This window comes from Pseudooceanicola sp. DL12 (genome assembly GCF_056270665.1).
The window spans coordinates 4,159,566-4,172,401 of record NZ_CM149884.1; the positions used below are offsets into that span (position 1 = coordinate 4,159,566).

10 protein-coding genes are annotated in these 12,836 nt (G+C 65.2%); 8 read left to right on the plus strand and 2 right to left on the minus strand.

Going from position 1 to position 12,836, the window contains the following annotated elements; all coding sequences use genetic code 11:
- The first annotated feature begins 209 nt into the window (after window positions 1–209).
- The 3 genes from AC0WR5_RS19455 (at window position 210) to AC0WR5_RS19465 (ending at window position 4,688) form a co-directional block, all read left to right on the plus strand.
- Window positions 210–1,076 carry a branched-chain amino acid aminotransferase gene (locus tag AC0WR5_RS19455; RefSeq protein ID WP_475865461.1) on the plus strand — a complete coding sequence of 289 codons (867 nt, stop codon included), beginning with the start codon at window positions 210–212 and terminating at the stop codon, window positions 1,074–1,076.
- Between the two features lie 216 nt (window positions 1,077–1,292).
- Window positions 1,293–2,852 carry an alkaline phosphatase D family protein gene (locus AC0WR5_RS19460; protein ID WP_475865462.1) on the plus strand — a complete coding sequence of 520 codons (1,560 nt, stop codon included), beginning with the start codon at window positions 1,293–1,295 and terminating at the stop codon, window positions 2,850–2,852.
- Between the two features lie 435 nt (window positions 2,853–3,287).
- The gene (locus AC0WR5_RS19465) at window positions 3,288–4,688 is read left to right on the plus strand and encodes an NHL repeat-containing protein (protein ID WP_475865463.1); all 1,401 of its coding nucleotides are present in this window, start codon (window positions 3,288–3,290) and stop codon (window positions 4,686–4,688) included.
- An 88-nt stretch (window positions 4,689–4,776) separates the two neighbouring features.
- Here AC0WR5_RS19465 and AC0WR5_RS19470 read toward each other — a convergent pair whose 3' ends face one another.
- Together AC0WR5_RS19470 and AC0WR5_RS19475 are read right to left on the minus strand one after the other, a co-directional pair.
- Entirely contained in the window at window positions 4,777–6,168 is a 1,392-nt protein-coding gene (locus tag AC0WR5_RS19470) for an aspartate aminotransferase family protein (protein ID WP_475865464.1), read from the minus strand.
- Window positions 6,169–6,268: 100 nt separating this feature from the next.
- The gene (locus AC0WR5_RS19475) at window positions 6,269–6,961 is read right to left on the minus strand and encodes a GntR family transcriptional regulator (protein ID WP_475869073.1); all 693 of its coding nucleotides are present in this window, start codon (window positions 6,959–6,961) and stop codon (window positions 6,269–6,271) included.
- Window positions 6,962–7,107: 146 nt separating this feature from the next.
- On the opposite strand from AC0WR5_RS19475, the gene AC0WR5_RS19480 reads away from it, so the two are divergent.
- The 5 genes from AC0WR5_RS19480 (at window position 7,108) to AC0WR5_RS19500 (ending at window position 12,704) form a co-directional block, all read left to right on the plus strand.
- Complete coding sequence (locus AC0WR5_RS19480; protein WP_475869075.1) at window positions 7,108–8,193, plus strand: polyamine ABC transporter substrate-binding protein; 1,086 nt, start codon at window positions 7,108–7,110, stop codon at window positions 8,191–8,193.
- A 96-nt stretch (window positions 8,194–8,289) separates the two neighbouring features.
- Window positions 8,290–9,411 (plus strand): ABC transporter ATP-binding protein, encoded by a 1,122-nt coding sequence (locus AC0WR5_RS19485; protein WP_475865465.1) that lies wholly within the window; start codon window positions 8,290–8,292, stop codon window positions 9,409–9,411.
- 179 nt (window positions 9,412–9,590) lie between these two features.
- A complete protein-coding gene (locus AC0WR5_RS19490; RefSeq protein ID WP_475865466.1) occupies window positions 9,591–10,481 on the plus strand; it encodes an ABC transporter permease subunit in 891 nt (296 codons plus the stop codon).
- The gene (locus AC0WR5_RS19495) at window positions 10,478–11,293 is read left to right on the plus strand and encodes an ABC transporter permease (RefSeq protein ID WP_475865467.1); all 816 of its coding nucleotides are present in this window, start codon (window positions 10,478–10,480) and stop codon (window positions 11,291–11,293) included. Before AC0WR5_RS19490 ends, AC0WR5_RS19495 begins: the two co-directional genes overlap by 4 nt.
- A gap of 40 nt (window positions 11,294–11,333) precedes the next feature.
- Window positions 11,334–12,704, plus strand: a complete 1,371-nt coding sequence (locus AC0WR5_RS19500) for an NAD(P)/FAD-dependent oxidoreductase (protein WP_475865469.1) — start codon at window positions 11,334–11,336, stop codon at window positions 12,702–12,704.
- Window positions 12,705–12,836: the final 132 nt, after the last annotated feature.

The following is a 12,836-nucleotide window of genomic DNA, read 5'->3' on the forward strand; positions in this document are numbered from 1 at the left end:
CCGTTGACTCCCCGGCAGCTGCAGCGTGCGACAAACAGTCTTGGCCGCGAAACCCGCCCGGATCAAGGGCTGCGGCAAAAATAAGTCAGACTTGTTGACTTTCCGGGAATCAATGGATACCCAGACCCCGTTGCGACGAAACTTTATGTCCGATAGCGGCGATTTGGGCGCAACATATGGAAAACCACGATGGTATCAGGAGGTTCGCGATGAGTGCATATGACGACCGCGACGGCAAGATTTGGATGGACGGTAAGCTGGTTGAGTGGCGCGATGCCAAGGTACACCTGCTGACCCATGCGCTTCATTACGCCTCCTCGGTATTTGAGGGCGAGCGCTGCTACGACGGCAAGATCTTCAAGGGCGTGGAACATTCCAAGCGCCTGAAGAAATCCGCGAACTACCTGGACTTCGAGATCCCCTACTCCGTCGAGGAAATCGAGGCCGCCAAGTACGCCATGCTGGAAGCCAACGGCTGGACCAACGCCTATGTGCGTGCCGTCGCCTGGCGCGGCGCCGGCGAAGACATGGGCGTCTCCTCGGCCAAGAACCCGGTGCGCTTTGCCGTCGCCGGCTGGGAATGGGGCAACTACTACGGCGACGCCAAGATGAAGGGCGCCAAGCTCGACATCGCGAAGTGGAAGCGTCCCTCGCCGGAAACGATCCCGGTGCACGCCAAGGCCGCCGGCCTCTACATGATCTGCACCATGTCCAAGCATGCGGCAGAGGCCAAGGGCTGCTCCGACGCGCTCTTCATGGATTACCGCGGCTATGTGGCCGAATGCACCGGCGCCAACATCTTCTTCGTCAAGGACGGCGAAGTGCATACGCCCCTGGCCGATGCCTTCCTGAACGGGATCACCCGTCAGACCGTGATCACCATGCTCAAGGAAAAGGGCATCCGCGTATGGGAACGCCACATCGAGCCCTACGAGCTCGAGGGCTTCGAGCAATGCTGGCTGACCGGCACTGCGGCCGAAGTCACACCGGTGGCCCAGATCGGCGACTACACCTTCGAGGTTGGCGCGCTGACCAAGGACACGGTTACCGCCTACGAGAAACTGGTCCGCAGCTGATCCCCACGCAACGGTGAAACACTCCCAAACGGCCCGCCATCGCGCGGGCCGTTTTGCTTTTTCCTGGCGGCTTCTCCCTGGAAAAGCCGCACTACCTCAGCCTGTTACAAAAGCTTCGGGAGTTTGTCGGCAAACCGATAATTTCCCGTTTCATTCCGGCGGCATCTCCTTCGCATCGTCATCCCGACCATGTTCCCAGAACCGAAGGAAGCTCCCATGGCCAAGCTGATCCAGCCCCGCCTGACCCGCCGCTCGATGCTCATCGGCAGCGCCGCCGCCACCGCCACCCTCGCCATGCCCTCGATTTCGCGCGCCGCCTCGCGCCCCATGTTCACCCATGGCGTGCAATCGGGCGACGTCACCGCGAATTCCGGCATGATCTGGACGCGGACCGACCGGCCCTCGCGCGTCTTCATGGAGGTCTCGACCACCGAGAGCTTCGGAAATGCCCGCCAGCTCGCACCGCTCTATTCGGGCCCCTCGGCCGACATGACCGTCAAGCGGATGGTCTCCGACCTGCCCGCCGACCAGGACATCTTCTACCGCTTCACCGCCCATGACGTGGCCGACGTGAATGCCGTCTCCGACCCGATCGTGGGACACTTCCGCACCGCTCCCACCTCGCGCCGCTCGATCCGCTTCGCCTGGTCCGGCGACACCGCGGGCCAGGGCTACGGCATCGACGAGCAGGGCATGCGCACCTATGCCACGATCAATCAGCACGATCCCGATTTCTTCCTGCATTCCGGCGACACGATCTATGCCGACGGCGCCCTGACCGACGAGATGGAGGCCGGCGACGGCAGCACCTGGGCCAACGTGATCGTCACGCCAGAGAAGTCCAAGGTGGCGGAAACGCTGGAAGAATACCGCGGGCAGTGGAAGTACAACATGATGGACGAGCATGTGCTGGCGCTCTCGGCGCAGGTGCCGACCTTCTACCAGTGGGACGATCACGAGGTGATCAACAACTGGTCCGCCTCCAAGGATCTCACCGCCGATGACCGCTATACCGAGAAGTCGATCTGGACTCTGGCCCAGCGCTCGGCCCGCGCCTTCCACGAGATGACGCCGATCAGCTATGTCGCCGACGAACCCGGCCGGATCTACCGCAAGATCAACTACGGCCCGATGCTCGACATCTTCTTCCTCGACATGCGCTCCTACCGCGGCCCGAACGGCGCCGACCTGGAAACCGAGATCAACGCCGACAGCCAGTTCATGGGCCGCGAGCAGATCGACTGGCTGAAGCGCGAGCTGACCAATTCCACCGCGACGTGGAAGGTCATCGCCGCGGACATGCCCATCGGCCTGGTGGTTCCGGATGGCGACAAGATCGAGGCCATCGCCCAGGGCGACAACGGCATCCCAAAGGGTCGCGAGCTGGAAGTAGCTGATCTGCTTGGATTTATCCGTGATGCCGGCATCAGGAACACCGTCTGGCTGACCGCCGACGTGCATTATACCGCCGCCCATCACTACAGCCCGGAGCGCGCCCAGTTCCAGGACTTCGAACCCTTCTGGGAGTTCGTCTCCGGCCCGCTCCACGCCGGCACCTTCGGCCCCAACAAGCTCGACGCAACCTTCGGACCGGAAGAGGTTTTCATGAAGGCGCCGGGCGAGGGACAGGTCAACCTGCCGCCGTCGGCGGGGTTGCAGTTCTTCGGGCTGGTGGACATCGACGGGGCCACCCAGCAGATGAAGGTGCGCCTGATGGACGTCGGCAATACCGAGCTGTGGTCGGTGACGCTCGATCCCGAGGGCCAGACCTTCTGAGCGCTGAAAACGCTGATGAAATTGCGCGGGGCGGCCATCGGGCCGCCCCGTTTTCCATGGCGGAAATCCACGTCGGCATTCCAAAAGTGGAATATCTTTAACCCGCTGAAAAGGCCGGATTCCAACGTCGGTATTACGTCGGTATTGCGTCGGTGCGAAACGGCTCTCTCATCTGGCCGGAAATATCCCCGCCGGAGGCTCCCTCCGGGGCAGCCGCGCCCTGGCCGGACAGCAGCGAGGGACGACGACGAAGGTGAGCGGGGATGCGGAAACGGAGCGCGGCCCTGCTGCGGCGCGGAGGCGGGGCAGAGGCGGATAACCGCCGCCCATAGTTGACATTTTCACTAAGGTATTTGAGGGAGGAAGTCCGGCCCTGCCGCGCGCCCCCCCTCGGTGCAAGCCCGGGCCGGACCTTCAGTCACGACAGGTTAGACCATGACATATCGTCCGCTGCAGGGCCACCGCCCTGCCCCCCTCTCCTCTCTTCGCATCTTGCTGACCACGGCCGCGCTGGCCTGTGGCGCCACCGCGGCCCTGGCCAATGACGCCGTGACCGATGGCCCCTGGACCGCCAGCGACGGCTTTGCCGGCAGCCTGCGCGCCGGTTCCCGCGAAATGCCCGTGGAACCCGGCGACAGGACCAGCCTGCTGGTGCGCGGCATGCCCGCCGGCGCCGAGATCACCGTGATGCGCGGCACCGAGGTGCTGACCGACACCCCCGCCGTGGTGGGCGAGAACGGCAGCGTGGTGATCCCGCTGCAGGTGCCCGCCGAGGCCGAGTTCGGCCATCAGCCGCTGACGGTGATTTCCGCCAATCCCGCCGGCGTGGCGGTGACCGACCTGAAGCTGTCGCGGGTGATCGCCCCGATGAACGAGGAAGGCTTTGCCATGGCGAGCGCCGAGGTGGGCGAACGCGCCTACCAGGCGGCGCTGAGCCGGGACGGCAAGCTGTTCGTCACCTCGGCGCGGGGCAAGGAAGCGCCCAGCAGCCTGCTGCGCCTGGACGCCACGACCCTGGCCGAGGAAGCCAGCGCCGAGATCGCCACGGATGACGCCGGCAAGCTGATCGAGGTCTTCGGCGTGGCGGTGGACGATGCCCATGGCCAGGTCTGGACCACCAACACCAAGAGCCAGACGGTGACCGTCTACGATGCCGAGACCCTGCAGCCGGTGAAGGTGTTCCCGGAAGGCAGCGTGGGCCATCCCCGCGACGTGGTGGTGGATCAGGCCACGGGCCGCGCCTATGTGAACGACGCGCTGAGCAACAAGATCGAGGTCTATGACACCGCGAGCCTGGAGCACCTGGACACGCTGCGCTTCGAGACCCCCGACGGCAAGGGGTACTTTGCCACCATGACGCTCGACCTCGATGCGGATCAGGGCCGGCTCTATTCCGTCAGCAAGGAGGCCGGATGGGCCGGCTGGATCGACCTGAAGACCGGCGAGAGCCATGTCTTCGACGTGCCGGGGCTGCTGTCGGGCTCGGGCATTGCCCATGACCCGGAGACCGGGCGGATGTTCGTGACGGGGCAGGATTCCGACAACGTGATCGTGCTGGACGAGGCCGGTACGGTGCTGGCCGATACCACGATCGGGGCCGGCGGGCTGAGCGTGGTGCGCGACCCGGCGACGGGCCACATCTATGCCGCCGCGCGGGCGGCGGGCACGGTTTCGGTGCTGGACGAGGACGGCACTCTGCTGGCCAACCTGCCGGCGGGCGACCTGCCCAACGAGCTGACCGCGGGGCCGGATGCCGTCTACCTTGTGACGATGAACGGCGCCCAGGGCGACGAGGATGCCACCGGCACGGTGACGCGGATCACCCCGGCGGAGTAATCCGCCCGGGGATCTGAAACGGCAACAGCCCGGGCCATGCGGTCCGGGCTGTTTTCATTTCATCGGCCGCGGTGCTGGCGCGGGGCGGTCAGGCCTCTTCGAAGAGGCCCGCCTCCTTGACCTTGGCCATGCCCTCGTCGAGGGATTTCCAGGCGCGGTCGATCAGGATGTCGACCTCTTCCTTCGAGATCACCAGCGGCGGCGAGATGATCATGCGGTCACCGACGTGGCGCATGATCAGGTTGTTGGCAAAGCAGCGCTCGCGGACCATGTAGCCGACGGTGCCGGCATCGGCCTTGAAGGTGGCGCGGGTGGCCTTGTTCGGGGTCAGGGCGATGGAGCCCATGCCACCGACGATCCTTGCCTCGCCCACCATCGGGTGCTCGGCCAGGCTCTCGAACTTTTCCTTCAGGTAGGGGGCGATCTCGCTGCCGAAGCGCGCGACGATACCCTCTTCCTCCATCAGGCGCAGGTTTTCCAGCGCCACGGCACAGGCCACCGGGTGGCCGGAGTAGGTGTAGCCGTGGTTGAACTCGGTGCCGGCGATGACCGCGGCGACCTCGTCCGACAGGATCGAACCGCCGATCGGCTGATAGCCGGAGGAGAGACCCTTGGCGATGGTCATGATGTCGGGCTGGATGTCCATGGTCTGACAGCCGAACCAGTTGCCGGTGCGCCCGAAGCCGCAGATCACCTCGTCGGCGATCAGCAGGATCTCGTACTTCTTGCAGATGCGCTGGATCTCGGGCCAGTAGGTCGAGGGCGGCACGATGACGCCGCCGGCGCCCTGGATCGGTTCTGCGATGAAGGCGGCAACCTTGTCCTCGCCGATCTCCAGGATCGCCTTCTCCAGCTGCTGCGCGCGCTCGAGGCCGAAGTCCTCGGGGGACATGTCGCCGCCCTCGGCCCACCAGTGCGGCTGGTCGATGTGGTGCATGTCGGGGATATAGCCGCTCTGGGCGTGCATGCTCTTCATGCCGCCGAGGCTGGACGAGCCGACGGAGGAGCCGTGGTAGGCATTCCAGCGGCTGATGATCACGGTCTTCTCGGGCTTGCCCTTTTCCTGCCAGTAGGTGCGCACCAGGCGGATGTTGGTGTCGTTGGCCTCGGAGCCGGAGGAGGCGAAGAACACGTGGTTCAGGTCGCCCGGTGCCAGTTCGGCCAGCTTTGCCGCCAGCGCGATCACCGGGGTGTGCGAGGTCATGAAGAAGGTGTTGTAATAGGGCAGTTCCTTCATCTGCTCATAGGCCGCCCGGGCCAGCTCCTCGCGGCCATAGCCGATGTTGACGCACCACAGGCCCGCCATGGCGTCGAGGATCTCCTCGCCCTCGCTGTCGGTCAGCCAGACGCCCTTCGCGCTCTTGATGATGCGCGCACCGCGCGTCGCAAGCTCGTTCTGGGTGGTGAAGGGGTGGACGTGGTGGGCCGAGTCCAGCGCCTGCAGCTCTGCCGTGGGCAGGTGATTGGTGATCTTGTTCATGGCAGATCCTTTCTGACGGGGGGCACGCAGGCGGCGGGAACCGGCGGGCCGGGAATGCTTTGCCGTCAGAATATGATCAAATTATGCCATGTCAATCGAATCAGACGGCCTGGGCCACCATCTCCATGCCCTGTTCCAGATCGCCGGTGATGGCCGCCGCCGCGGCCTCGCAATCGCCCGATTTCAGGGCAGAGATCAGGTCCTTGTGCAGATCCGGCAGGTTGCGCGTGCCGAACTGGCCGCAGACCACCCGCAACGACGGGCCGAATCGCAGCCAGAGACCCTCGACCAGGCCGATCAGGATCGGCGCGCGGGCACAGGCGTTCAGCCGGGTGTGAAACCGGTGGTTCTCGACCAGGTAGGCATGGACATTGCCGCGCCGGATGGCCTCGTCCAGCGCCGCGTCGATCTGCTCCAGCGCCTCGATGTCGGCGGGCCGGATGTTGCGACAGGCCAGCCGCGCCAGCTCGGGTTCCAGCGCGCGACGGGCATAGAGCAGCTGCTGCACGTCGCCGGCGCCCAGCATGGGCACGGAAATGCGGCGATTTCCCCGGAATTCCAGCGCTCCTTCCGCCATCAGCCGGCGCAGCGCCTCGCGCACGGGGGTCATGCCCGCGCCCAGCTCCGCCACCAGCCCCTGGATGGTCACCGCCTGCCCCGGCTCCAGCTCGCCATAGAGCACCTGGCCGCGCAACGCGCGATAGACCACCTCATGCGCCGGCAGGCCGGCACCGCCCTCGCGCCCCGTTGTACCCTCGGTTGCACTCTCGTCCGTCACTGCCTGCAAATTCATCATCTCTCTGTTCTGGCCGCCCCCGGGGCACATCTTGCACGGGTCAGACGCCCATGAAAACATCTTCATGTTGCCATGCCGGAATTATTTTGATCAAATTCCGACCCAAGGGGCCAAAGACCCTGACAATCCAACGGGAGCTCATGATGAAGACATCTCTGCTGAGTCTGACTGCAACCATCGCCCTGACCGCTGCCGCGGCCCAGGCCGAGGAAGTGCATGTCTACAACTGGTCCGATTATATCGATGAATCGCTGCTCGACCAGTTCGAAGAGGAAACCGGCATCGACCTGGTCTACGACGTGTTCGACAGCAACGAACTGCTGGAAACCAAGATGCTGGCCGGCGGCTCCGGCTATGACGTTGTGGTGCCCACCGGCACCTTCCTGCAGCGCCAGATCGCGGCCGGCTCCTTCCAGCCGCTGGACAAGTCGAAACTGCCGAACCTGGAAAACATGTGGGATGTCGTCTCGGAACGCACCGACGCCTATGATCCGGGCGGCGAATATTCCATCAACTACATGTGGGGCACCACCGGCCTCGGCGTGAACGTCGACAAGGTGAAGGAAGTGCTGGGCGAGGATGCGCCCATGGACAGCCTCAGCCTGGTCTTCGACCCGGCCAACATGGAAAAGCTGGCCTCCTGCGGCGTGCATTTCCTCGATGCCCCCACCGAGATGGTGCCCGCGGCGCTGAAATACGCCGGCATGGACCCCGACGCCAAGGATGACGAAGCCCTGGCCAAGGCCGAGGAAGTGCTGACCGCCGTGCGTCCCTACGTGCAGAAGTTCCACAGCTCGGAATACATCAACGCCCTGGCCAACGGCGACATCTGCGTGGCCTTCGGCTGGTCCGGCGACGTGCTGCAGGCCCGTGACCGCGCCGCCGAGGCCGACAACGGCGTGAACGTGGAATACTACATTCCCAAGGAAGGCGCCCTGATGTGGTTCGACCAGATGGCGATCCCGGTCGACGCGCCGAACCCCGATGCCGCGCACAAGTTCCTGAACTTCATCATGGATGCGCACAACATGGCGGCGGCGTCGAACTACGTCTACTACGCCAACGGCAACAAGGCCTCGCAGGAATTCCTGAACGAGGACGTGATCGGCGACCCGGCGATCTACCCGGACGAGGCGACGCTGGACAACCTCTATACCGTCACCCCCTTCGGCGTGAAGGAACAGCGCAACCTGACGCGCCTGTGGACCAAGGTGAAATCGGGCACCTGATCGCCTGAGCACCGACGCATCGCGCGCCGCCCGGAGCGACCCCGGGCGGCGCGCAATCCGCTCCCTTGCCCTTACCCTGATCCTCCGGAATTGCTTATGCCCCAGAATGTCTTCGCGCCGTGGGAAAACCCGGACGAGAAACCCCTGATCCAGTTCAGGAACGTCACCAAGAAATTCGGTGAGTTTACCGCGATCGCCAATCTCGACCTCGACATCTACACGCGCGAATTCTTTGCCCTGCTGGGGCCCTCGGGCTGTGGCAAGACGACGCTGATGCGGATGCTCGCGGGCTTCGAGGCCCCCACCTCCGGCAAGATCATGCTGGGCGGAGAGGACATTGCCGCCGTGCCCCCGAACAAGCGTCCGGTGAACATGATGTTCCAGAGCTACGCATTGTTTCCACATCTGTCGGTCTGGGAGAACATCGCCTTCGGGCTGAAGCGCGAGGGCGCCGACAAGGGCACCGTTGAAACCCGCGTCGCCGACATGATGCGCCTGACCCGGCTGGAGAAATTCGCCCGCCGCAAGCCGCACCAGCTCTCCGGCGGCCAGCGCCAGCGGGTGGCGCTGGCGCGCAGCCTCGCCAAGGCGCCGAAACTGCTGCTGCTCGACGAACCGCTGGGCGCGCTCGACAAGAAGCTGCGCGAAGAGACGCAGTTCGAGCTGATGGACATCCAGGAAAAGACCGGCACCACCTTCGTGATCGTCACCCACGACCAGGAAGAGGCGATGACCGTCGCCTCCCGCGTGGCGGTGATGGACGAGGGCCGCCTGGTACAGGTGGCGACGCCCGACCGCATCTACGAGACGCCGAACTCGGTCTACGTGGCCGATTTCATCGGCGACGTGAACATCATCGAGGGCACCGCGACGCAGACCGGCGACAAGGTGCTGCTGAACTGGGCCGAGGGTGCCTCGCCGCTGGTCGCCACCACCGATGCGCTGCTTCAGAAGGACCAGGCCTGCTACCTGGCGATCCGCCCGGAAAAGATCACCATCAGCGCCGATCAGCCCGAGGCCCCCAACGCGGTGCAGGGCGAGATCCTCGACATCGGCTATCTCGGCAATATCTCGACCTATCACGTCAAGCTGCCCACCGGGCACATCATCAAGGCACAGTCCACCAACACCCGCCGCATCTCGCGCCGGCACTTCACCTGGGAAGACAAGGTCTGGCTGAGCTGGACCGACACCGCCGCCATCGTGCTGGAGCGCTGAGATGACAGGTGCCCCCATGCACAGCCCCCACCCCTCCGATCCGTCGCGCCGCCTCCGGCGGGGATATTTGGAACAGGGAAACGACAGGACCGACCTGCATGTTTCCCTGTTGCGAAATATCCCGGGGGACGCCGAAGGCGGGGGGCAGAGCCCCCTGACCCGCGGGGAGGAGGGCTGACATGCGCCGTTTCTTCCTCATCGCCGTGCCCTATGTCTGGCTGCTGGCGCTCTTCCTCATCCCCTTCCTGATCGTCTTCAAGATCTCGCTGTCGGACGCCGCCCTGGCGCGGCCGCCCTATTACCCGCATTTCGACCTCTCGGCCGGATGGGCAGGGGTGCGCGATTTCTTCGGCGAGCTGGATTTCGAGAACTACATCTTCCTGACCACCGATGATCTCTACTGGAAGGCCTATCTCTCCTCGCTGCGGATCGCGCTGGTCTCCACGGTCATCACCCTGATCATCGGCTATCCCATCGCCTACGGCATGGCCTCGGCCCGGGCCGAATGGCGCCCGACCCTGATGATGCTGGTGATCCTGCCCTTCTGGACCTCCTTCCTGATCCGGGTCTACTCCTGGATGGGGATCCTCGGGCAGACCGGGGTGCTGAACAACTTCCTGCTCTGGACCGGGCTGATCCACGAGCCGCTGATCATCCTGAACACAGAGATCGCCGTCTACATCGGCATCGTCTACACCTACCTGCCCTTCATGATCCTGCCGATCTACGCCACGCTGGAAAAGCTCGACGAATCCCTGATCGAGGCGGCCGAAGACCTGGGCTGCTCGCGCACCTCGGCCTTCTGGCTGGTGACGATCCCGCTGTCGCGGCCCGGCATCATCGCCGGCTGCTTCCTGGTCTTCATCCCCGCCATCGGTGAATTCGTCATCCCCTCGCTGCTGGGCGGCTCGGGCACGCTGATGATCGGCAAGGTGCTCTGGGAGGAATTCTTCAACAACCGCGACTGGCCGGTGGCCTCGGCGGTGGCCGTCGTGCTGCTGCTGATCCTGATCATCCCGATCGTGCTCTTCCAGCGCAACCAGCAGAAGGAACGGGAGGCAGACCAATGAGGCGCATGTCCGGCTTCAATATCGTCTCGGTCACCTTCGGCCTGGCGTTTCTCTACCTGCCGATGGTCATCCTGGTGGTCTACAGCTTCAACGAGTCGAAGCTGGTGACCGTCTGGGCGGGCTTTTCCACCAAGTGGTACGGCGAGCTGATGCGCAACGAGGCCTTCCTCGATGCGGCGCTGGTCACGCTCAAGGTGGGCGTGATCTCCTCGACGCTGGCCACGATCCTGGGCACCATGGCAGCCTTCGTGCTGGTGCGGATCGGGCGGTTCTGGGGGCGCACCATGTTCTCGGGCATGATCTATGCGCCGCTGGTGATGCCCGAGGTGATCACCGGCCTGTCGCTGCTGCTGCTCTTCATCGGGCTGAACATCGACCGCGGCATCTTCACCATCGTGCTGGCCCATACCACCTTCTCGATGTGCTACGTCTCGGTGGTGGTCTCCTCGCGGCTCGTCTCCTTCGACCAGTCGCTGGAAGAGGCGGCGCTCGATCTCGGCTGCTCGCCCTGGTCGGCCTTCCGCCTGGTGACCCTGCCGATCATCGCCCCGGCGGTGATCTCGGGCTGGCTGCTGGCCTTCACCCTGTCGCTCGACGACCTGGTGATCGCCTCCTTCACCGCCGGCCCCTCCTCGACCACCCTGCCGATGAAGATCTTCTCGGCCGTGCGCCTCGGGGTATCCCCGGAGATCAACGCCCTTTCGACGATCATGATCTCGATTGTGGCGGTCGGCGTGATTATCTTCTCGCTGATCACCAAGCGTGCCACCCTGCGCCAGCAACAGGAGGAACGGGCCGCCGAACGCAGCTGATGCGGTGCGGCCCCCTCCCCCAAACTCTGAAAGTCCTGACGTGAATACCCCCGGAAACAGCGGCACCCACAGCGGCCTGCGCGGCATCTATCCCCCGTTCACCTACACGAAAGCCCCGATCGAAGGCTGTTACTGGGCCGATGCAGTGCCCGAGGCGGCGCTCGCCTTTCCGCCGGCGACGGGGCAGATCCGCACCCGCGTGGCGGTGATCGGCGCCGGCTATACCGGGCTGAACGCCACCCTGGCCCTGGCCCGCGCCGGCGTCGAGGTCACGCTGATCGACGCGCAGTTCCCCGGTTTCGGCGCCTCGGGGCGCAACGGCGGCTTCTGCTGCATCGGCTCGCACCGCGCCTCAACCGCCATGCTGAAACGCTTCGGAGAGGACGCCCCGGCCGAGGTCAACCGCGCCGAGGCCGCCGCCGTCGCCCATGTCGAGGCGGTGATCGGAGAGCTTGCCCTCGACGTCGACCGCCATTCCCGCGGCGAGGTGATCCTGGCCCATTCGGCAAAGGCCATGGCGGACCTGCGGAAGAAGGCCGGCAAGTTCGAGAAGGATTTCGGCGCCCCGGCCCGGATCATCGAACGCGAGGACCTGGCCGCCAACGGCCTCTACGGGCCCACCTGGCACGGCGCGCTGGAAACGCCCCTGGGCTTTGCCCTGCACCCGCGCAAGTACGTGGCGGGCCTGGTCGCCGGCGCCCTGGCCGCCGGCGCGCGCATCCACGGCGAGAGCCCGGCGCTCTCGGTGGAAAAGACCGGCGCCACGCTGACCGTCACGACACCCGGCGCCACGATCGAGGCCGACCGGGTGATCTTTGCCACCAACGGCTATGTCGCCGAGAACCTGATCCCCTGGTTCCGCGGCCGCACCCTGCCCGCGCAGAGCTCGGTGCTGGCCACCCGGCCGATGACCGAGGAGGAACTGCAGGCCCAGGGCTTCACCTCGCGGCAGATGTCCTACGAGGACCGCCGCCTGCTGCATTACTTCCACCTCACGCCGGACGGGCGCATGATCTTCGGCCAGCGCGGCGCGCTGGTCTCCTCGCCCGAGAACGAGGCCAAGGTGGCCCGCAAGGTGCGCGCAGATTTCGAGCGCACCTTCCCGGCCTGGAAACACGTCGAGAGCCCCTATCACTGGTCCGGCATGGTCTGCCTGACCTCCTCGCTCACGCCCTATTGCGGGCCCGTACCGGATCTGCCGGGCGCCTTCGCCGGCTTCGGCTATCACGGCAACGGCGTGGCCATGGCAAGCTACATCGGCGCGATCCTGGGTGACCTGGCCCGTGACGAGGCGCCAAGGGCGCTGCTGCCAAAGGCCTTTGCCGCGCCGCCGCGCCGTTTCCCGGCCGGCCGCGCCCGGCGTCTGGCGCTCGCCGCCGAATACGGCATGGCGCTGCTCTTCGACCGCTGAGCCCCCCTGCAACGGATGCGAACTCTTCCCCGTCGGATGCCTCCGGCGGGGATATCCGAAACAAGAGAATGGTCAGGAAGTCCCCCTCATTCTCTTGTCGGAAATATCCCGGCGGGATCGCCGCAGGCGATG